Consider the following 20,410-nt stretch of genomic DNA (forward strand, 5'->3'; position numbering starts at 1 on the left):
CCACTTGTCGACAACACCCTTTGTCCATACGTGATCTGACTGCTGGTCAGGCATGCGAAAAGGGGCCCCGGGAGAGTCTCCCGGGGCCCCTGTCGCCGCAAGTGACGGAACGTCAGCTACGGCGCTTGCGAACCACGATCAGCAGTCCGGCGCCGGCGACGAGCAGGATCGCTCCGCCGACCAGCGCGTAGGTCAGCGTGGTGTCGTCCGTGCCGGTGAAGGCCAGGCTGCCCGACGGCTGCGACGGCGCCGGGGGCGGGGTCGGGGTCGGCGTCGGGGTGGCGGGCGGCGGGGGGATCAGCTGGTTGACGGCGGTGGTGGTGATGCCGGCCTCCAGGTGGTCGTCGTCCAGCACGACCGGGCCGAGGACCGGCTGCTGCGGCACCTGGTAGCCCTTGGGCGGGGTGACCTCCTGCCAGTAGTAGGTGCCCTTGTCGACGGTGGCGTGGCAGGTGCCGTCGTCACCGGTGGTGCAGGGGTCGCCGACCTTGGTGTCGGCCTTGTCGCCGTCGGCCTGGAGACCGTCGGTGTCGTTGGTCTCCCGCCACAGCTGGAAGACCGCGCCGGGCAGGGGCTTGCCGTCCTGGTCGTTCTTCACCAGGCGAAGTTCGCCCTGCTGCTGCATGAAGCCGAAGTCGAAGGTGTGGTCGTTCTGGCCGGGCCCGCCGGTGGTCAGGGCGCGCTCGACGTACGTGCCGCCCTTCGGGATGGTCCCGTCGGAGTCGACCGCCCGGTTGCCGCCGACGTTGTCCTTGGTCGGGACCCAGTGGTACAGCGGGCCGCCCTTCGCGTAGTCGGCGGGGTTGTCGAGCCGGATGGTGTAGGCGGTGTTCGGCTTCAGACCGCCCGTCACATCGGTGTTGTCGAAGTAGTACTCGCCCCGGTCGGTGGTCTTGGTGGTGCCGACCTTCTTGCCGCTCGCGTCGTACAGGTTCACCGTCGCGCCCGGAACCGGCTTCTGCTGCGGCAGTTGAAGCCCGGAGCGCTCCGGGTCGTACCAGACCCGGTTGCCGATCTGGAGCGGCGCCTTGTCGCAGAGCACCTCCAGGTCCGCCATCGAGGCGCCCTTGCCGAAGCTGGCGGTGCCGTTGGAGAGTTCGTTGCCCAGGCCTGGGTCCCGGGCGCCGGTGCGCAGGGTGAACATGGTGCCGGCGGAGTAGGCGTGCTCCAGCACGTCGTAGCCGGAGGTGGCGATGGAGTCCTCCACCTTGGAGAGGGCCATGCCCGCGAAGGTGGCGTAGATGTGTCCGAGGCGGCGGGTGTCGAAGTAGCCCTTGCCGGGGGTGGTGATCCCGCAGCCGAGGTTGACGTCCATCACGTACGCGTCACCGGACTTGCACGCCTTGTTCAGGTCGCCGGAGGCCGCGTTGGCGATGAAGTCGACGCCGATCACTCCGGTGCCGCTGGCCTCGTCCGAGTAGCGGTCGCGGAACGACAGCAGCATCGAGCCGTCGGTCTCGAAGCCGATCTCGCCGAGCTCGGGCTGCCCGTAGTAGTAGCAGCCGCCGGAGCCGTTGTCCGGCTTGGCGTTGGTCCACGGGTACCAGTAGTAGCCGGAGCAGGGCACCGTCGGCGTGCCGCGGTAGTCCATCGTCTGGTTCAGCACGGCCGTGCCGAAGACGCCGGTGGCCGGGTCGAACGGGTAGACGATCGCCCGCACGTCGGCGAGCTTCTGGGTGGACTCGCCGGAGCAGACGCCGCCCAGGTAGCCGACACCGTCCTGCATGCCGAGCCCGAACGGGTGCCAGTCGTTCGCCCCGGACGGACAGGCCGGGGTCGGGATCGCGTACACGGCCTTCGGCGCGGAGGCGGTGGCCGCCGTGGCGTCGTACCGGTACAGCTTGCGGTTGTTGAGGTTGACCACGTACAGGTCGCGGTTGTCCTCGCTGAGCTTCAGCCCGCCGAGGCTCTCCCGGCCGACGGCGGTCAGGTAGCCGACGTCGCCGTTGCCGGTGTGCGGCGTGCTGCCGACGTCGGGAACGGTGGCGAACAGCTTGGTGGCCTTCGTCGTCGGGTCGGTGACGTAGATCGCGCCCGGGCCGCCGGGGCCGTAGGGCGCGTCCCGCTTGGCCTGGGCGGAGCTGAACAGGCGCCGGCTGTCGCGGTCCCAGGCGATGCCGAACACGTTGCCGGTGTCGCCGTTGGTCGAGATGTCGGTGACGTCCTGGTTCATGCCCCGGGACTCGTACGGGAACGTCAGCAGGGTCCGCCGGCCGGCCGGTTCGGTGACCGAGGGCTGGCAGGCGGTGGCCAGCGGTGCGTTCTTCTGGCAGTAGTCCGCCGGGTTCCACAGGCCGGTGGTGAACGCGGCCTGCTTGCCCGCCGAGAGGTCGACGAACTCCTCGTTGCTGCTGAGCCTGTCCGGCGCGCCCGCCAGCCCCTCGCGGGCGGCGAACGCCGGGTACAGCACGCCGGGCTTCGGATTGACCACCTCGACCCGGTACTTGCCGCTCGCGGTGGCCTTCGCGGGTGTCAGCGTCACCGTGCCGTCGGCCGCCGTGACGCCGGTGCGCACCGCGCCGTCCTGGCCGGTCAGCGTCACCGTCACCCCGGCCAACCCCGGCTCCAGCGCCGGGCTGTACGTCCCGCTCTCGTCGACGGCGCGGACCACCCGCACCGTCACCGACCCGTCCGCGGTGGCGGCCGGCGCGGACACCGCCGGGCCCGTGGCGATCCCGGCCGCGAGTAAGGCCGCCAGCGCGGCGGTCCGCCGGTATCCGTTCTTCTTGAGTTGCACGTTCCTCCCCTCCTCCTTTCGGCACCCGGCTCCCCCCGGAGCGGGCACACGATGTGTCGGAGGGTAGCGGGCCCGGACGGGCTTCGGAACAACGCCTTCCGTTTTCACCACAAAGGGGTAACAAGCTTTGTTGACAAGCTGATTGACGATCCCTCAGGAATCGGGCCCGTCGCAGCCCCCGGACACCGCCGCCGACACTCCGGTAACGAACACGCATCCGACCGTTGACATCGCGCCCCGGCGATTGGAAACTTTCCTAACAGTTGGCCGCGTCGGCGTCACCGGATGGAGGATGATCAGGCCTGTGACCACCCAGAAGAGTCCCCGCTCCCCGCAGGCCGGCACGCCCAGCCTGCTCCGGGCCATAAACGACCGTGCCGCGCTGGAACTGCTGCTCGCCAACGGCCCATTGTCCCGCACGCAGATCGGGAGTCTGACGGGGCTGTCCAAGCCGACCGCCTCCCAGCTGCTGGCCCGGCTGGAGGCCGCGGGCCTGGTGGTGCCGGTCGGGACGACCGCGGGCGGGCCGGGGCCCAACGCCCAGCTGTACCAGGTGAATCCGGCGGCCGGGTACGTCGCGGGCCTGGACGTCACCAGCACGACGGTCCGGGTCGCGGTGGCCGACATCACCGGGGTCACGCTGGCCGAGCACCAGGTGTCCTGCAAGGGGTGGCCGGCGGCGGCCACGGTGGAGCGGGTCGCGGAGGCGGTCGCCGAGACGGTGCGCCGCGCGCAGCTCCCGCCGGGTTCGCTGCGCGAGGCGGTGATAGGGATCGGCGGCGCGCCGGACCCGGTGACCGGCAAGCTGCGCTACGCCTCGCACCTGCCGGGCTGGCACTCGCCGCGCCTGCTGGAGGAGTTGGCGGCGGCGGTCGGCGCGCCGGTGTCGATCGAGAACGACGTGAACCTGGCCGCGGTGGCGGAGCAGTCCGTGGGGGCGGCGGCCGGGTGCGAGGACTTCGTGCTGCTGTGGGCCGAGGAGGGCATCGGCGCGGCGATCGTCCTGGCGGGCCGGCTGCACCGCGGCTTCACCGGCGGCGCGGGCGAGGTCGGCTACATGCCGGTGCCGGGGGCGCCGGTGTCGTTGAACTCCCGCCGGAAGCACTCCGGCGGGTTCCAGGACCTGGCCGGCGAGCCGGCGGTGCTGGCGCTGGCCCGGGCGCACGGGCTGCGCGGCGCCGACGCGGCGCAGGCGGTCGCCGCGGCCCTGGACGCGCCCGGGGGCGAGGCCTTCCTCACCGAGCTGGCCGAGCGGTTGGCGGTCGGCCTGGCGGTGATCGCCTCGGTGGTCGACCCGGAGCTGGTGGTGCTCTCCGGGGGGACGCCGACCGCGGGCGGTGAGCGCCTGCGGGAGCTGGTCCAGCAGGCGCTGGGCCGGCTGTCGCTGCCCCGGCCGGAGGTCCGGCTGTCCACCCTCCCCGGTTCACCCGTCCTGGCCGGTGCGCTGCAGCGCGCGCTGGCGTCCAGCCGGGACGCCCTGTTCAGCACCCGCTGAGTCGCTCCACCTGCACGTCCGATCCGCACGTTCCCGCTCCCCTTTCCCCGCACGGGCGCCGGGCCTCGCCGGCCTGCCGTCCGTACCCCCGTCAGGAGTGCAATCCCGTGGACACCACTCGCAGCTCACCGCTCGCCCGCCGCCCGCTCGCCGCCCTCGCCGCCGCGCTCTGCACGGTCGTGCTGGCCTCCGCCTGCACCGGCACCGACTCCACCGGGGCGGAGGACGGTTCGGCGTCCGGCCAGGACGTGACGATCACCTTCTGGCACGGCTGGACCGAGGACAACGAGGTGAAGGCGATCAACGACAACGTCGCCGCCTTCGAGAAGCTGCACCCGAACATCCACGTCAAGGTGCGGGACAACATCACCGACGACAAGAGCCAGCAGGCGCTGCGGGCCGGCGGGCCGGACGCGCCCGACGTGGTGTCCTCGTTCAGCACCGACAACGTCGGCAAGTTCTGCTCGTCGCACGTGTTCGCGGACCTCGGGCCGCTGCTGAAGAAGGACAATATCGACCCGGCGAAGACCTTCCCGTCGGCGATGCTCCAGTACAGCCAGTTCGAGGGCAACCAGTGCTCGCTGCCGCTGCTCGGCGACGCCTACGGCCTGTTCTGGAACAAGACCGCGTTCGCGGCGGCCGGGATCAGCGGCCCGCCGAAGACCTTCAGCGAACTCGCCGACGACGCGGCCAAGCTGACGATCCCCCAGGGCGACTCGTTCAAGCAGCTCGGCTTCATGCCGAACTACCACGGCTACGAGACGCCGATCGCGCACTACCTCGGCCAGTACGGCTCCGGCTACTTCGGCCCGGACGGCAAGTCCAATGTGGCCACCGACCCGACCGTGACGGCCCTGCTGACCTGGCAGAAGCAACTGGTCGACCGGCTCGGCGGGTTCGAGAAGCTGGAGAAGTACCGGACCACCTTCGGCGACGAGTTCAGCGCGAAGAATCCATTCACCACCGGCCAGGTCGCGATGAGCATGGACGGCGAATGGCGGACCGCCTCGCTGGCCGACGACAAGCCGTCCTTCGAGTGGGCGACCGCGCCGTTCCCGGTGCCGGACGAGCTGGCCTCCACCTACGGGCGCGGCTACCAGACCGGCACCATCATCGGCGTCGCCAACAACTCCAAGAAGCGCACCGCCGCCTGGGAGTTCGTCAAGTACCTGACCACCGACACCGATGCGGTGGTGTCCTTCGCCAACGCGATCCACAACGTGCCCAGCACGCTGGCCGCGCTGGAGTCGCCGAAGCTGGACGCCGACCCGAACTTCAAGACCTTCCTGGACATCGCCCGCAACCCGAACTCCGCGACCACCCCGGCCAGCATCAACGGCGGCGCGTACCAGATCTCGTTGCAGAACTTCAGCTTCGAGGTGGAGTCCGGCAAGCAGACCGACCTGAAGGCGGGCCTGGCCGCCACCGCCAAGGAGATCGACGCCGCCATCGCCCAGGCGAAGAACTGACGGGCGCGCCATGGCACTCGTGAGTTCCCCCGTCCCGCCGGCGCTGCGGGCCAAGCGCCGGCGGGAGGCGGTCAGGACGCTGGCGTTCCTGTCCCCCTGGCTGGTCGGGTTCGGGGTCTTCTTCCTGTACCCGCTGGTCTCGACGGTCTACTTCTCGTTCATGCACTACGGCGGGTTCGGCGCACCGACCTTCTCCGGCCTGCGGAACTGGAACTACGTCCTCACCGGCTACCCGTCGTTCTGGAAGGGCCTGGGCAACACCCTGTGGCTGGTCACCATCATGGTCGGCCTGCGGGTGGTGTTCGGCCTCGGCATCGGGATGCTGATCACCAAGGTGAAGTCCGGCGCGGGATTCTTCCGCACCGCCTTCTACCTGCCGTACCTGGCGCCTCCGGTGGCCGCCACCATGGCGTTCGCGTTCCTGCTGAACCCGGGCACCGGCCCGGTCAACCACCTGCTGGGCGAACTGGGCCTGCCGCAGCCCGGCTGGTTCAACGACCCCGCCTGGTCGAAGCCGGCGCTGACCCTGCTGGCCGTGTGGGGCATCGGCGACCTGATGGTGATCTTCATGGCGGCGCTGCTGGACGTCCCCAAGGAGCAGTACGAGGCGGCCGAACTCGACGGCGCGAGCGCCTCCCAGCGGTTCCGGTACGTCACCCTGCCGAACATCTCGCCGATCGTGATGTTCGCGGTGGTCACCGGGGTGATCCAGACCATGCAGTACTACACGCAGGCGATCGTCGCCGGGAAGGTCGCCTCCGGCGTGATCGGCGGCTCCGGGCAGCAGTTCGACCCCGGGTATCCGTCCGGCTCCACCTGGACGCTGCCGCAGATGGTCTACAACCTCGCCTTCCAGCGGTCCGACTACGGCTCGGCCTGCGTCGTCGCGATCATCCTGTTCGCGCTCTCGATGGCGTTCACCTCGCTCCTGCTGCGCCGCAGGTCCGGCTTCCTGGCGGAGGACTGAGCTCCCGATGACACTTGCCCCCGCCCTGCCGCGCGAGGCCGCCGCCCCGGCGGCCGACGCCGCCCGCACCGCCCGCCGCCGGGCCGCCCTGCACTGGGTGGCCGTGCACGCGCTGGCGATCGCCGCCGCGCTGTTCTTCGTGCTGCCGTTCGTGTTCGTCTTCCTCACCTCGGTGATGACGGACCATCAGGCGCTCACCTCCGACCTGTGGCCCGCCCGCTGGCAGTGGTCGAACTTCGAGAAGGTGTGGAACACCCGCGGCTTCCTCACCTGGTGGCGCAACACCCTGCTGTACGCGGCGGCCGGCACCGCGCTGACCGTGGTCTCCAGCCTGCCGGTGGCGTACGCGCTCGCCAAGTTCCGCTTCCGGGGCCGCAACCTGGCCCTGATGGCGGTGATCTCGATGATGATGCTGCCGCCGCAGGTCACGATCATCCCGATGTACCTGTTCTGGGCGAAGCAGCTGCACCTGAGCGGATCGCTGTGGCCGCTGATCATCCCGATGGCCTGCGGCGACGCGTTCTCGATCTTCCTGCTGCGCCAGTTCCTGCTGACCATCCCCAAGGAGTACGTGGAGGCCGCCCGGATCGACGGCTGCGGCGAACTGCGCACCCTGCTGCGGGTGGTGCTGCCGATGGCGAAGCCCGCCGTCGCCGCCGTCGCGCTGTTCCAGTTCTTCTACTGCTGGAACGACTACTTCGGCCCGCAGATCTACGCCAGCGAGAACCCCGGTGCCTGGACGCTGAGTTACGGCCTGGAGTCCTTCAAGAGCGCCCACCACACCAACTGGAACCTCACCATGGCGGCCACGCTGCTGGTGATGGCGCCGGTGATCGTTCTGTTCTTCTTCGCACAACGCGCCTTCATCGAAGGCGTCACACTGACAGGGGTCAAGGGCTGATGTCCGCACTGAAGTTGGCAATCGTCGGCGGCGGTTCCACCTACACGCCGGAGCTGATCGACGGGTTCGCGCGGCTGCGCGACACCCTGCCGATCGGCGAACTCGTGCTGATCGACCCGGCCGTGGACCGCCTGGAGCTGATCGCCGGGCTGGCCCGCCGGATCTTCGCCAAGCAGGGCCACCACGCCACCGTCACCACCGCCACCGACGTCACCGCCGGCGTGCAGGGCGCCGACGCGGTGCTGCTGCAGCTGCGGGTCGGCGGCCAGGCCGCGCGCAACCAGGACGAGACCTGGCCGCTGGAGTGCGGCTGCGTCGGCCAGGAGACCACCGGCGCCGGCGGCCTCGCCAAGGCGCTGCGCACCGTCCCCGTGGTGCTGGACATCGCCGAGCAGGTCCGCCGCACCAACCCGGACGCCTGGATCGTCGACTTCACCAACCCGGTCGGCATCGTCACCCGCGCCCTGCAGACCGCCGGCCACAAGGCCGTCGGCCTGTGCAACGTGGCGATCGGCTTCCAGCGCAAGTTCGCCGCCCACCTCGGCGTCGACCCGGAGCTGGTCCGCCTCGACCACGTCGGCCTCAACCACCTCACCTGGGAGCGCGGCGTCACCCTGCTCGACGCCCCGAACGCCGCCGGCGGACGCGAGGTGCTGCCGCAGCTGCTCGCCGAGCACGGCGCGGCCATCGCCGCCGACCTGCACCTGCCGGAGCCGGTGATCCGGCGGCTCGGCGTCGTCCCCTCCTACTACCTGCGCTACTTCTACCAGCACGACCTGGTGGTGGAGGAGCTCAAGGTCAAGGGCTCGCGGGCCGCCGAGGTCGCCGCCATCGAGCAGCAGCTGCTCGAGATGTACGCCGACCCGGCGCTCGACACCAAGCCCGAACTACTCGGCAAGCGCGGCGGCGCGTTCTACTCCGAGGCCGCCGTGCAGCTGATCGCCTCGCTGCTCGGCACCGACGGCCGCACCACCGTGCAGGTGGTCAACACCCGCAACGACGGGGTGCTGCCGTTCCTGCCCGACGACGCGGTGATCGAGGTCCCCGCCGAGGTCGACGCCACCGGCGTGCGCCCGCTGCCGCAGCGGCCCGTCGAGCCGCTGTACGCCGGCCTGATCGCAGGCGTCACCGCGTACGAGCACCTGGCGCTGGACGCCGCCCTGCACGGCGGCCGCGACCGGGTCTTCGACGCGCTGCTCGCCCACCCGCTGGTCGGCCAGCTGGACCTCGCCGAGCAGCTCACCGACCGGCTGCTCGCGCACAACCGCGACCACCTGAGCTGGGCGTGACCGGCAGCATGAGAACGATCCGTACCACGCACCACCACGGGGGGACCGGCCGATGAGCCACGTCGCACACCTGCCCGGCGTCCTCGCGATAGACGCCGGCAACAGCAAGACCGACCTCGCCCTGGTCGGCGCCGACGGGCGGGTCCTCGGCACCGCCCGCGGCGGCGGCTTCCAGCCGCAGAACACCGGCGCGCAGGCCGCGATCGCCGCGCTCGCCCCGCTGGTCGAGGACGTCGCCCGGCAGGCCGGCGTCCCGCTGCGGCCCGGCGGGGCGCCGCTGACCAGCCACGTCAGCGCCTGCCTGGCCAACGCCGACCTGCCGGTCGAGGAGCAGCGGCTGCACGAGGCGATCACCGCGCACGGCTGGGCGCCGTCCGTGCACGTCGCCAACGACACCTTCGGCCTGCTGCGGGCCGGCACCGACGGGCCGCTCGGCGTCGCCGTGGTGTGCGGCGCCGGCATCAACTGCGTCGGCCTGCGGCCCGACGGGCGCACCGCCCGCTGGCCCGCGCTCGGCCGGCTCACCGGCGACTGGGGCGGCGGCGGCGGACTCGCCGACGCCGCGATGTGGCACGCCGCCCGGGCCGAGGACGGGCGCGGCGAACCCACCCTGCTCTCCCCGATGATCGGCGCGCACTTCGGCCTGGCCGGGGCCAACGCGGTCGCCGAGGCCATCCACCTCGGGCAGCTCGCGCTGCCCCGGCTGCACGAGGTCTCCCAGGTGCTGTTCCGGGCCGCCGAGGCCGGCGACCCGATCGCGCTGTCGCTGGTCGACCGGCAGGCCGACGAGATCTGCCGGTTCGCCACCGTCGCGCTCACCCGTCTCGACCTGCTCGACCGGGCCGTCCCGGTGGTCCTCGGCGGCGGCGTGCTGGCCTCCCGGCACCCCCTGCTGATCGACAACCTGACCGCCCGGCTGGCCGCCGCCGCCCCGCTCGCCGAACCCCGCATCGTGGTCGCCCCACCGGTCCTCGGCGCGGCCCTGCTCGGCCTCGACCACCTCGACGCCGCCCCCGCCGCCCACCACCGCCTGCGCGCCGCCTACCCCACCGTCCAGCCCGTGGCAGCCTGACGGCCCGCCCACTCCGAAACCGCCGCCGGCGGGAACAGCCTTCCTGCTCCCGCCGGCGGCGTCGCGTCTCCGGAACGGCCGACGCCACGTGCGCCCCGCGCGGGTGACGGTACGTCATGGCGAGGACAGATCGAGGTACGTGTTTCGATTGGGGAAAATCTCGGAGCGATTGCGCAGGATGCCCTGTTCTGTCCGTTGAAGGGCCCTGCGCGGGGCCGCTAGCGTCCCGCACTCACAGCGTGTCCGACGGGGGTGCGCGGGGAATCCGGGAGCCGACGCCAGATGGCGATCCGTAAGTCCACCATGCAGGAGCAGGTCGCCGCGGCGATCGCCGCGATCGAGCCGAACGACCGTCCGGTGGTGACCTTCCACACCATTTCGGGTCCGAGCCCGTGGCTGATGAGCCAGCTCGGCCTGATCGGCCAGCTGTTCGTGAAGTACTACTTCGTCACCCTGACCCACCGGGTGGTCACGGTGCACCGCGCCTCCCGGATGAGCAACCGTCCGCAGGAGCTCGTGCAGGTCATGCCGCTGGACCAGGCCCGCGCCGCGATCAGCGACGTGAACCGCGCCACCCTGTGGAGCTCGCTGAAGATCCAGTTCCCGGGCGAGCCGAAGCCGACCCGCCTGAACATCGGCCGCTACTGGCGCAACGAGCTGGACACCTTCGTCAACGGCCTGTTCAGCGGCGGCCCGGCCGTCCCCCCGCAGGGGCAGCCCTACCCGCCGCAGGGGCAGCAGCCGTACCCGCCGCAGGGCCAGGCCTACCCGCAGCCGAGCCAGCCGGGCGCCAACCCGTACCAGAGCTGATCCGCCGTCGCGGCGCGCCCGTCCGAACCCCGGGCGGGCGCCTCGCCGACCCGGCGGGCCGTCAGCGCAGGTGCGCGGCGGCCCAGTCGGCGAGCAGCCGGGCGCAGCCGTCCACGGACTCCTGCCAGCTGAGCGCCGCACCCTCGCCGGCCTCGTCGCTGACGTGCTTGACCAGTCGGACGGGCAGCTGGGCGCGGCGGGCGACCGTGGCGATCGCGTAGCCCTCCATGTCCACCAGGTCGGCGGTGCGGGCGAGTTCGTCGCGGTCGGCGTCGGAGGAGACGAACCGGTCGCCGGTGGCGAGCACCGGCCCGGCGGCGGCCAGGTCGATCGGGCCGTCCAGCGGGCGGCCGACGAGCCGCTCCAGCATCGGGGTGTCCAGGTCGTGCTGGAGCACCCGGCCGATCTCGTGGGTGCCGGCCAGCCCGGGCCGCAGTGCCCCGGCGGTGCCCAGGTTGACCACCTCGGACGGCAGCGCGCCGCCGGCCAGCACGCCGGCCAGCGCGGCCGCCGCGTTGATCTTCCCCATGCCGGTCAGCAGCACCGGCAGTCCGGCGTCCAGGTACGCGGCCTCCTCGGGCAGCGCGAGGACGAGCAGCGGGCGGTCGGGGGTGACGGTTCCGATCAGGCGCATGGCACTCAGCTTACGAGGAGCGGAACCGTCCACCGCCGGTCGGGCGTCGCAGCGGACGCGGACCGCACCCGGCCGGACGGACACGAAGCGATCAACTCCCGCTCAAGTCAGGTGTGGTGAACGCCGCGGACCGCCATACTGCGGGATGACACGGGGGACGTCGGACGGGGAGGTCGGACGGTGACAGCACCGGCAGTGGCACAGGCGCGGGCGGGCGCACTCGCACCGCCACCCGCCCACGGACCGGGGCCGGCGGCCCGGCTGCGGCAGGCCGCGGCCACCCCGCCGGGGCGGCTGCGCGCGGCGGGCGCGGTGCTGGCCGCCCTGGTCCTGCTGTTCGGCACGGTGGCGGTGTGGCAGTCCGCGCTCCGCTCCCGCGCGGCCGGGCAGGTGGTGTCGGCCAGCGGCCCGCTCAGCCAGGACGCCGCCGAGATCTACCGCCGGCTGGCGGACGCCGACGCGACCGCCGCCGCCGGGTTCCTGCTGGCCGGTGACGAGCCCGCCGAGGTCCGCGCCCGCTACCAGGACGACCTGGCGACCGCCGCCCGGCTGATCGCCGAGGCCGCGGGCCGCAGCGGCGGCTCGACCGAGTCGCGCTCCGCACTGGCCGAGCTCAACCGGCAACTGCCGCGCTACGCGGGCCTGGTGGAGACCGCCCGGGCCGTCGACCGGCAGGGCCTGCCGCTCGGCGGGGCCTACCTGCGGTACGCCTCCGACCTGATGCAGGGCACCGTGCTGCCGCAGGCGCAGCGCCTCGCCGACGCCGAATCGGCCGGGCTGGACGCCGACCACCGCACCGCCGGGGCCGTCCCGTGGGCGGCGCTGGCGCTCGGCGTGCTGGCGCTGGCCGCGCTGGCCCGCTACCAGGTACTGCTGTTCCGGCGCACCAACCGGGTGTTCAACCTCGGGCTGCTCGGCGGTTCGCTGGCGGTGCTGGCCGCGCTGGGGTGGCTGCTGGCGGGCACCGCCACCGCGTCCGGCGACCTGTCCGACGGCCGGCTCCACGGCACCCAGCCGCTGCGCCGCCTGGACGCGGTGCGGATCGAGGCGCTCCAGGCGCACACCGCGGAGAACCTGGACCTGGTGGCGCGCGGCTCGACCGACAAGTACACCAAGCAGTGGGACGCGCTGGTCGCGGCGCTGGCCGGCCCGGCCGGGGCGACCGGTTCGCTCGGCGGGCTGTCGGCCGACTCCCCCGCCGGGGCGAACGGCCCGCTGGCCGACGCCCGGCAGCAGTACCAGCAGTGGCAGGACCGGCACCAGGACGCCGCCGCGAAGAACGCGGCCGGCGACTACGAGGCCGCGCTGCAACGGACGTTGACCGCGGGCGGCGCCGACACCGCGGACGCCGCGTTCCGGTCCGCCGACGAGAAGTGGGCGGCCGCCGCGAAGGCCGAGCAGGACGCGTTCGCCCGGGCCACGGGCGGCGTGGACGGGGTGCTGGCCGGGCAGGCGGTCGCCGCGGGCGTGCTGTCCGTGCTGGGCGCGGCCGCCGCGCTGCGCGGCATCGGCCGCCGACTGGCCGAGTACCGGTAGAGGGGGGACGAGGGATGCGCACGGCACGATCACGTTTCCTGGTGGCGGCGGCGGTGCTCACCGCCGGGGTGCTCGGCACCGGCAGCGCCGACGGCGCGGGCGGGCCCGCCCCGCAGGCCGCGCTCGAAGCGCCGGCGGCCCCCGCGGCGCCCGCCGACAGCTGCGACCCCACGGACTCGCTGCCGCCCCGGCAGTCGGTCGGGGCGAAGATCGCCAAGATCCGCGAGCGCGGCACCCTGGTCGTCGGCGTCGACCAGAACAGCTACCACTGGGGTTTCCGCAACCCGCAGACCGGCCGGATCGAGGGCTTCGACCTCGACCTGGCGCACACCATCGCCAAGTCGCTGCTCGGCGACCCGGACAAGGTCACCCTGAAGACCGTGCCCACCGCCCGCCGGGTCGAGGCGGTGAAGAACGGCGAGGTCGACCTGATCACCCGGACCATGACCATCACCTGCGACCGCAAGAAGGACATCGCCTTCTCCGTCCCGTACTTCCGGGTCGCCCAGCGGGTGGTGGTGCCGAAGGCCGCGCACGCCACGACCCTGGACGGCGCGCTGAACGGCAAGCGGGCGTGCGTGGCGCAGACCTCCTCCTCGGAGGCCGAGTTGAAGCGCAACCCGCACGGCACCGTCTCGGTGATCGCCCTGGAGAACCAGCTGGACTGCCTGGTGCGGATGCAACTCGGCGAGGTGGACGCCACCTTGACGGACAGTGAGCTGGCCGCCGCGCAGGTCGCCCAGGACCCGCAGGTGGAGATGGTCGGCGAGCCGATCCTGCCCGCGTACATGGGGGTGGCGATGAACCAGAACGACACCGACCTGATCGCCTGGGTCAACCAGGTGCTCGCCGACTGGCGGGCCGACGGCGGCTGGCGGGCGTCCTACGACCACTGGCTGCGCGACACCATGGGGGCCCCGGACCCGTACCTGCCGTGACCGCCCGGCGCGACGGCGGGGGACCGCCGTCCGCACCGCACCGGGCGTCGGGGAGACTTGCCGCCGACGGGCCGACGCCCCGTCACCGCACACGTGGCCGAGAGGAGGAACGGCGATGGCCGGAGGAACCCGCCCGGGGATGAACCGTGAGCAGGTGGACCGTGCGCTGGCCCGGCTCGGTGCCGAGCGCGACGCGGTCGAGACGGCGCTGCTGGCGCTCCAGGACCACCCCGGGCTGCGGCTGCTGACCGGCGCCGAGCTGTCCGGGCGCACCCGGGAGCGCTGGGCGGTCGCCGAGGGCGGCCTGGCCATGCTGTGGGCGCTGTTCGACCGGTACGCGGAGGCACTGGCCTCGGCCCGCGCGGTGCGCTCGCGCCGCGCCCGGCCGACCGCCGCCGAACTCGCCGAGCTCGCCGAACTGCTCTCCGGCCGCGCCGTCACCGTCTCCGGCGGTCGGCTCCCCGAGGCGGCCGGCCAGCTCGGCACGCCCGTCCGGATGGTGGAGCGGGTCACGCTGACCGAGCTGCTGGAGCGGATGAACGGCTGGTACGCCGTGGTGGTCGAGGTGGTCAGCGCGGTCGACGCGGTGTGGTCGGCGCTGCCCGCCCGGATCGACCTGCTGCTCGCCGAACTCGGCCGGGTGCAGATGCTCGCGCTCTCCGTCGGCGTGCGCCCCGGCGGGCACCCGCTGGCCGACGATCTCGACCGGCTGGCCGAGCAGTTGACGGCGCTCCGGGCCGAGGTGGCGGCCGACCCGCTGGCGCTGTGGCGGCCCGCCCGGGTGCCCGCGCAGCGCGGCCGGGGCGCCGACGACGCCGCCTGGGCCTCCCCCGCCGGCGCCGTCGACACCGGCGGCTTCGACCGGATGGGCCGCGCGCTGGACGACGTCCGGGTCGAACTGGAGGGGCTGCTGCGGCTGCGCGACGAGTCCCACGAACGCCTCCAGCAGGTCGCCGACCTGCTCCAGCGCGCCGATCTGACGCTCGCCGAGGCGCGCCGGGCCCGCGGCGAGGTGCTGGCGAAGATCGCCGCCACCGAGGTGCCCGCCGTGCCCGGCCCGGCGTCCGCGCTGCGCGAGGCGATCGGGCAGGCCGTGGACTACCAGCAGACCGGCCAGTGGCACCGGCTCGGCCCGCTGCTGGACGCCCTGGAGGACGCCGCCGCCAAGGAGCTCGGCCGGGCCCGCCAGGCGCTCACCGAGGTCGCCCAGCCGCTCGCCGTCCGGGCCGAGCTGCGCGGCCGGCTGGAGGCGTACAAGGCGATGGCCGCCCGGCTCGGCCTGGCCGAGGACCCCGAGGTGGTCGAGCGCTTCGAGAAGGCCCGCTGGCTGCTCTGGAGCGCCCCGTGCGACCTGCGGGCCGGCGCCGAGGCGGTGGCCCGCTACCAGCAGGTGCTGCGCGCCCCGGAACGGCAGGGCGCACCGCAGACCGAGGACAGTGACAGCGCCGAGGGGGAGGAAACCGATGGCTGAGGCGTGCGCCCGTCCGGACTGCGGCGGCGAGATCGATCCGGACGGCTACTGCGACGACTGCGGCCTCGCGGCCACGCCCACGTCCGCCGCGCCCGCGTCCGCCGCACCCACGTCCGGCGCGGCCCCGTGCGGGCGCACCGGCTGCGACGGCACGATCGACGCCGACGGCTACTGCGACGACTGCGGCTTGGCCGCCGGGTCCGCCGGCTCCGTCCCGGCTCCGCGCCCGGGTTCGGCACCGGTCTCCGCACCCGCAGGCGGCTCCGCACCCGTCGCGCGCAAGGCCCCCGCGCCCGGCGAGCCGTGCGGCCGCCCGGGCTGCGACGGCACGATCGACGCCGACGGCTACTGCGACGACTGCGGCCTGGCCGCCGAGCCCGCCGGCACCACCGGCACCGGCCCCGCCGAGTCCACCGCCGCCTGGTCCGGCCCGGCCCCGACCTCCTCGCCGCGCTCCTCCTCCCGTTCCTCCTCCCGCACCTCCTCCGGCCGCGCCGTCTCGGTGCGCAGCTCCCGGGGCAGCACCGGCAGCAGCGGCCGGCGCGGCAACCTCGGCGCGGGCCTGGTCGCGGTGCCGCCGGTGCCGACCGCCGACCCGTCGAAGGCCGTGCTGACGAACCCGCAGGTCCCCGAGGGCCGGCGGTTCTGCTCCAGCTGCGACCACCCGGTGGGCCGGGCGAAGGGCGGCGTCCCGGGCCGCCCGGAGGGTTTCTGCACCAAGTGCGGCACCCCGTACTCGTTCACCCCGAAGCTGGTGCGCGGCGACCTGGTCGGCGGCCAGTACGAGGTGATGGGCTGTCTGGCGCACGGCGGGCTCGGCTGGATCTACCTGGCGGTGGACCGCCGGGTCAACGACCGCTGGGTGGTGCTCAAGGGCCTGCTGGACACCGGCGACGAGGACGCGCTGGCGGTGGCGATCGCCGAACGCCGCTTCCTGGCCGAGGTCGACCACCCGAACATCGTCCGGATCATCAACTTCGTCGAGCACCCCGACGCCCGCACCGGCGCCGCCGACGGCTACATCGTGATGGAGTACATCGGCGGCAAGTCGCTCAAGGACATCGCCGACGGGCGCCGCACCCCCGACGGCCGCCGGGTGCCGATGCCGGTCGAACAGGCCGCCGCGTACGCCCTGGAGGCGCTGCCCGCGCTCGGTCACCTGCACGCCCGCGGGCTGGTGTACTGCGACTTCAAGCCGGAGAACGTCATCCAGTCCGACGACACCCTGAAGCTGATCGACCTGGGTGCGGTGCGCCGGCACGACGACGACGGGCCGATCTACGGCACGGTCGGCTACCAGGCCCCGGAGATCGCCGCCGACGGCCCCTCCCCCGCCTCCGACCTATACACGATGGGCCGCACGCTGGCCGTGCTGACCGTCGACTTCCCCGGCTGGACCGGCCAGCGGCGGCACGAACTGCCGGAGCCGGACGAGGCCGAGGTGTTCACCCGGTACGCGTCCTTCCACCGGTTCCTGCTGCGCGCCACCGACCCGGACCCGGCCCGCCGGTTCGGCTCCGCCGAGGAGATGGCCGGCCAGCTCACCGGCGTGCTGCGCGAGGTGCTCAGCCTCCAGGACGGCCGGCCGCGGCCCGCCGTCTCCACCCTGTTCGGCCCGGAACTGCGGGTGGTGGACCCGGAGTTCGGCGAGCAGCCGCCGAACGCCCGGGCCGCCGCCCTGGCGCTGCCCGCGCCGCTGGTCGACCCGGCCGACCCGAACGCCGGCTTCCTCTCCTCGCTGCCCGCCACCGCCCCCGCCGAGGCGCTCGACGTCCTGCGGGCGGCCGGCACCGACTCCCCGGAACTGCGGCTGCGAGTGGTGCGCACGTACGTGGAGCTCGGCGACGACGACACCGCCGGCCAGGCGCTGGCCGCCCTGGAGGGCGAACACCCCGGCGACTGGCGGGTGGTGTGGTGCCGCGGCCTGGCCGCGCTCGCCGCGGGCCGGACCGCGGCCGCCGCGGAGTCCTTCGAGGCGGTGTACGAGGCGTTCCCGGGCGAGGCCGCACCCAAGCTGGCGCTCGCGGTCTGCGCCGAGCTGCTCGACGACCCCGGGCCGGCCGCCGCCCACTACGCGCTGGTCGGCGGCACCGACCGGTCGTTCGTCGGCGCCGCCTTCGGCCTGGCCCGGGTCCGGCTGCGGGCCGGCGACCGGCCCGGCGCGGTCGCCGCGCTGGAGTCGGTGCCGGAGAGCTCCACGCACCACACCGCGGCCCGGATCGGCGCGGTCCGCGCCCGGCTGCGCGGCCGGGCCGCCACCGAGGCGCTGGCGACCGAGCTCAGCGACAGCTCCGCCCAGCTGACGGCGCTCGCGCTGGACGCCCGGCGACGTGCGGAACTCGCCGCCGAAGTGCTGGAGACGGCCCTGGACTGGGTGCTCGCCGGGGCCGCGGGCAGGCCCGCCACGCTGACCGTGCTGGGACATCCCGCCGCGGAACGGGAACTGCGGCTTGCCCTGGAACACTCCTACCGGGTGTTGGCGCGGTTGACCGACCGGGCCGAGAAAAGGATCGAGTGGGTGGAACGGGCCAACCGGGCCCGCCCCCGGACGTGGGTGTGAACATGCCGCAGCAGACCGAGTGCCCGACCTGTGCCGAACCGCTGGGGCCCCAGGACGCCTTCTGCGGGGCCTGCGGCATCGCCCTGACCGGGCCGCCGACCGAGCGTGACCTGCCGGTGGTGCCCAGCTGCCCGAACTGCGGCTCCACCGAGCTCGCCGACGGCTGGTGCCAGGCCTGCGGGCTCGCCCAGCCCCGCGCCCGCGACCACCAGGAGCACGAGGTGACGGGCGTCGCGGCGGTCTCCGACCGCGGCCTGCGCCACCACCGCAACGAGGACGCGTTCGGCGTCGCCACCACCGACGGCCCGGACGGCACGCCCGCCGTGGTCGCCGTGGTCTGCGACGGCGTCTCCTCCTCGGCCCGCCCCGACGAGGCGTCCGCCACCGCCGTCACCGCCGCCACCGACTCGCTGCTCGCCGCTCTGGAGGCCGGCCGCGACCCCGCCCTCGCCATGCGGGAGGCGATCGGCGCCGCCAACCGGGCCGTCACCGCGCTCGCCCACGACGGCACCCCCGCCGAACCGGGCCGTCACAACAACGCCCCCGCCTGCACCTACGTCAGCGCGATCAGCGCCGCCGGCCTGGTCACCATCGGCTGGGTCGGCGACACCCGCGCCTACTGGATCCCCGACGACCGGGAGTCCGCCGAGCCGTACCGCCTCACCGAGGACGACTCCTGGGCGGCCCGGATGGTCGCCGCCAAGCTGATGGACGAGGCCGAGGCCTACGCCGACCCGCGCGCCCACGCCATCACCGGCTGGCTCGGAGCCGACGCCGAGGACCTCGACCCGCACACCGTCAGCTTCACCCCGCACGTCCCCGGCGTGCTGCTGATCTGCACCGACGGCCTGTGGAACTACGCCGAGGCCGCCACCGACCTGGCGTTCTTCGTCCGCGCCGACGCCCGCACCGAACCGCTGGCCGCCGCCCGGGCCCTGGTCCGGTTCGCCGTCGAACGCGGCGGGCACGACAACATCACCGTCGCCGTCCTGCCGATCGACCCGCCCGTCGCCCCGTCCGCCCACGACGCCACCCTGGTCGACGTCCCGCTGCCGCGCGCCGCCGAGGAGGACGCCACCGTGCCGCTGCGCCGGGCCGCCGAACCGGCCGTGAACTGACTTTCACCCGACTTCTGACCTTCCGACAGGAGCCCACCGCATGGCCTCGTTGTCCAAGCCCGGCGCACCGAGATTCGACGTCGACGTCTTCCAGAACGAGTACCTCGCCCAGGGCGCCCGGGAGGTCAACGCGATCGTCACGGTGACCGCGACCGGCGGCGGCACCTCCGGCGGGCGGCCGCTCGGCGCGAGTGCCCCCGGGCCGGGCGCCGCCGTGGTGCTGGTGATCGACTGCTCCGGCTCGATGGAGCACCCGAACACCAAGATGCGGCACGCCCGGGAGGCCACCGCCGCCGCCATCGACACCCTGCGCGACGGCGTCGCGTTCGCCGTGGTGGCCGGCACCCACGAGGCGGTCGACGTCTTCCCCGGCAACGGCCGGCTCGCCGTCGTCGGCCAGTACACCCGCGGCCACGCCAAGGAGGCGCTGCGCCGCCTCAGCCCGTCCGGCGGCACCGCGATCGGCACCTGGATCAGCAAGGCCCGGCAGCTGTTCGACTCGCACCCCGAGGCGTCGATCCGGCACGCGGTGCTGCTCACCGACGGCCGCAACGAGCACGAGAAGCCCGCCGACCTGCAACGCGCCCTGGACGCGGCGACCGGCGCCTTCACCGCCGACTGCCGGGGCGTCGGCACCGACTGGGACGTCGCCGAGCTGCGCAAGGTCTCCTCCGCGCTGCTCGGCACCGTCGACATCGTCGCCGAACCCTCCGGCCTCGCCGACGACTTCCGCGCCATGATGGCCGCCGCCATGGGCAAGCAGGTCGCCGACGTGGCGCTGCGGGTGTGGACGCCCGCCAACGCGCAGGTGAAGTTCGTCAAGCAGGTCGCGCCCGCCGTCGAGGACCTCACCGCGCGCCGTACCCCGGCGGGAACCAGGGCGGGCGACTACCCGACCGGATCGTGGGGCGACGAGTCCCGCGACTACCACGTGTGCGTCGAAGTCCCGGCCGCCGCGGTCGGCAACGAGATGCTGGCCGCCCGGATCAGCCTGGTGCTGCCGCAGCCCGACGGCACCGCCGAGGTGCTCGGCCAGGGCCTGGTGCGCGCCGTGTGGACCGACGACCTGGCCTCCTCGACCCGGATCAACTCCCAGGTCGCGCACTACACCGGCCAGGCCGAACTCGCCGAGTCGATCCGCGACGGCATGGCCGCCCACCGGGCCGGCGACCTGGACCGCGCCACCGCCAAGCTCGGCACGGCCGTCCGCCTCGCCCACGCCGGCGGCAACGAGGGCACGCTCAAGCTGCTGCAGAAGGTGGTGGACGTGGTCGACGCCAGGGAGGGTACCGTTCGGTTCCGTAAGAACGTGAGCGCGGCCGACTCGATGACCCTCGAAACCCGATCGACCAAGACCGTACGCGTGAAGAAGTGAGCCGGACACCCGCCGGACCCGAACCTGCTGGAGTGTGG

The 20,410-nt window shown here is 73.6% G+C and carries 15 protein-coding genes; 13 read left to right on the plus strand and 2 right to left on the minus strand.

Annotated features, from left to right (window positions below):
* Positions 1–112: 112 nt before the first annotated feature.
* A complete protein-coding gene (locus ACIQF6_RS22710; protein WP_400897738.1) occupies positions 113–2,737 on the minus strand; it encodes an SdrD B-like domain-containing protein in 2,625 nt (874 codons plus the stop codon).
* A gap of 292 nt (positions 2,738–3,029) precedes the next feature.
* On the opposite strand from ACIQF6_RS22710, the gene ACIQF6_RS22715 reads away from it, so the two are divergent.
* The 7 genes from ACIQF6_RS22715 to ACIQF6_RS22745 all read left to right on the plus strand — a co-directional run bounded on the left by ACIQF6_RS22715 (position 3,030) and on the right by ACIQF6_RS22745 (position 10,740).
* A complete protein-coding gene (locus tag ACIQF6_RS22715; protein WP_400897740.1) occupies positions 3,030–4,232 on the plus strand; it encodes an ROK family transcriptional regulator in 1,203 nt (400 codons plus the stop codon).
* 107 nt (positions 4,233–4,339) lie between these two features.
* On the plus strand, positions 4,340–5,701 hold the full coding sequence (locus tag ACIQF6_RS22720; RefSeq protein WP_400897742.1) for an ABC transporter substrate-binding protein: 1,362 nt from the start codon (positions 4,340–4,342) through the stop codon (positions 5,699–5,701).
* Positions 5,702–5,711: 10 nt separating this feature from the next.
* Entirely contained in the window at positions 5,712–6,668 is a 957-nt protein-coding gene (locus ACIQF6_RS22725; protein WP_400897744.1) for a carbohydrate ABC transporter permease, read from the plus strand.
* Positions 6,669–6,675: 7 nt separating this feature from the next.
* Complete coding sequence (locus ACIQF6_RS22730; protein WP_400897746.1) at positions 6,676–7,569, plus strand: carbohydrate ABC transporter permease; 894 nt, start codon at positions 6,676–6,678, stop codon at positions 7,567–7,569.
* An 8-nt stretch (positions 7,570–7,577) separates the two neighbouring features.
* Positions 7,578–8,858, plus strand: coding sequence for a 6-phospho-beta-glucosidase (locus ACIQF6_RS22735; protein WP_400897837.1), 1,281 nt, complete (start codon positions 7,578–7,580; stop codon positions 8,856–8,858).
* A 52-nt stretch (positions 8,859–8,910) separates the two neighbouring features.
* The gene (locus tag ACIQF6_RS22740; RefSeq protein ID WP_400897748.1) at positions 8,911–9,930 is read left to right on the plus strand and encodes an N-acetylglucosamine kinase; all 1,020 of its coding nucleotides are present in this window, start codon (positions 8,911–8,913) and stop codon (positions 9,928–9,930) included.
* A gap of 282 nt (positions 9,931–10,212) precedes the next feature.
* Positions 10,213–10,740, plus strand: a complete 528-nt coding sequence (locus ACIQF6_RS22745; protein ID WP_400897750.1) for a hypothetical protein — start codon at positions 10,213–10,215, stop codon at positions 10,738–10,740.
* A gap of 61 nt (positions 10,741–10,801) precedes the next feature.
* Here the strand turns inward: ACIQF6_RS22745 and ACIQF6_RS22750 are convergent, their stop codons facing one another.
* Positions 10,802–11,374, minus strand: coding sequence for a nucleosidase (locus tag ACIQF6_RS22750; protein ID WP_400897752.1), 573 nt, complete (start codon positions 11,372–11,374; stop codon positions 10,802–10,804).
* 180 nt (positions 11,375–11,554) lie between these two features.
* On the opposite strand from ACIQF6_RS22750, the gene ACIQF6_RS22755 reads away from it, so the two are divergent.
* The 6 genes from ACIQF6_RS22755 to ACIQF6_RS22780 all read left to right on the plus strand — a co-directional run bounded on the left by ACIQF6_RS22755 (position 11,555) and on the right by ACIQF6_RS22780 (position 20,372).
* Entirely contained in the window at positions 11,555–12,910 is a 1,356-nt protein-coding gene (locus ACIQF6_RS22755; protein WP_400897754.1) for a hypothetical protein, read from the plus strand.
* Positions 12,911–12,924: 14 nt separating this feature from the next.
* Positions 12,925–13,848, plus strand: a complete 924-nt coding sequence (locus ACIQF6_RS22760; protein WP_400897756.1) for a glutamate ABC transporter substrate-binding protein — start codon at positions 12,925–12,927, stop codon at positions 13,846–13,848.
* Between the two features lie 139 nt (positions 13,849–13,987).
* The gene (locus ACIQF6_RS22765; RefSeq protein ID WP_400897758.1) at positions 13,988–15,319 is read left to right on the plus strand and encodes a hypothetical protein; all 1,332 of its coding nucleotides are present in this window, start codon (positions 13,988–13,990) and stop codon (positions 15,317–15,319) included.
* Complete coding sequence (locus ACIQF6_RS22770; protein ID WP_400897760.1) at positions 15,312–17,879, plus strand: tetratricopeptide repeat protein; 2,568 nt, start codon at positions 15,312–15,314, stop codon at positions 17,877–17,879. The genes ACIQF6_RS22765 and ACIQF6_RS22770 overlap by 8 nt, the downstream gene beginning before the upstream one ends.
* A gap of 2 nt (positions 17,880–17,881) precedes the next feature.
* Positions 17,882–18,997 carry a protein phosphatase 2C domain-containing protein gene (locus tag ACIQF6_RS22775; protein ID WP_400897762.1) on the plus strand — a complete coding sequence of 372 codons (1,116 nt, stop codon included), beginning with the start codon at positions 17,882–17,884 and terminating at the stop codon, positions 18,995–18,997.
* Between the two features lie 40 nt (positions 18,998–19,037).
* Positions 19,038–20,372: a VWA domain-containing protein gene (locus ACIQF6_RS22780; RefSeq protein ID WP_400897764.1), complete on the plus strand. Its 1,335-nt coding sequence runs from the start codon at positions 19,038–19,040 to the stop codon at positions 20,370–20,372.
* Positions 20,373–20,410 lie beyond the last annotated feature (38 nt).

Origin of the sequence: Kitasatospora sp. NPDC092948 (assembly GCF_044754805.1) — a bacterium.
Classification (GTDB): domain Bacteria; phylum Actinomycetota; class Actinomycetes; order Streptomycetales; family Streptomycetaceae; genus Kitasatospora.

Coding starts and splice junctions, on each gene's coding strand:
- ACIQF6_RS22715 (WP_400897740.1), top strand. CDS start 3,030: ATGATCAGGCCTGTGACCACCCAGAAGAGTCCCCGCTCCCCGCAGGCC.
- ACIQF6_RS22770 (WP_400897760.1), top strand. CDS start 15,312: ATGGCTGAGGCGTGCGCCCGTCCGGACTGCGGCGGCGAGATCGATCCG.
- ACIQF6_RS22740 (WP_400897748.1), top strand. CDS start 8,911: ATGAGCCACGTCGCACACCTGCCCGGCGTCCTCGCGATAGACGCCGGC.
- ACIQF6_RS22745 (WP_400897750.1), top strand. CDS start 10,213: ATGGCGATCCGTAAGTCCACCATGCAGGAGCAGGTCGCCGCGGCGATC.
- ACIQF6_RS22730 (WP_400897746.1), top strand. CDS start 6,676: ATGACACTTGCCCCCGCCCTGCCGCGCGAGGCCGCCGCCCCGGCGGCC.
- ACIQF6_RS22775 (WP_400897762.1), top strand. CDS start 17,882: ATGCCGCAGCAGACCGAGTGCCCGACCTGTGCCGAACCGCTGGGGCCC.
- ACIQF6_RS22725 (WP_400897744.1), top strand. CDS start 5,712: ATGGCACTCGTGAGTTCCCCCGTCCCGCCGGCGCTGCGGGCCAAGCGC.
- ACIQF6_RS22765 (WP_400897758.1), top strand. CDS start 13,988: ATGAACCGTGAGCAGGTGGACCGTGCGCTGGCCCGGCTCGGTGCCGAG.
- ACIQF6_RS22780 (WP_400897764.1), top strand. CDS start 19,038: ATGGCCTCGTTGTCCAAGCCCGGCGCACCGAGATTCGACGTCGACGTC.
- ACIQF6_RS22750 (WP_400897752.1), bottom strand. CDS start 11,374: ATGCGCCTGATCGGAACCGTCACCCCCGACCGCCCGCTGCTCGTCCTC.
- ACIQF6_RS22760 (WP_400897756.1), top strand. CDS start 12,925: ATGCGCACGGCACGATCACGTTTCCTGGTGGCGGCGGCGGTGCTCACC.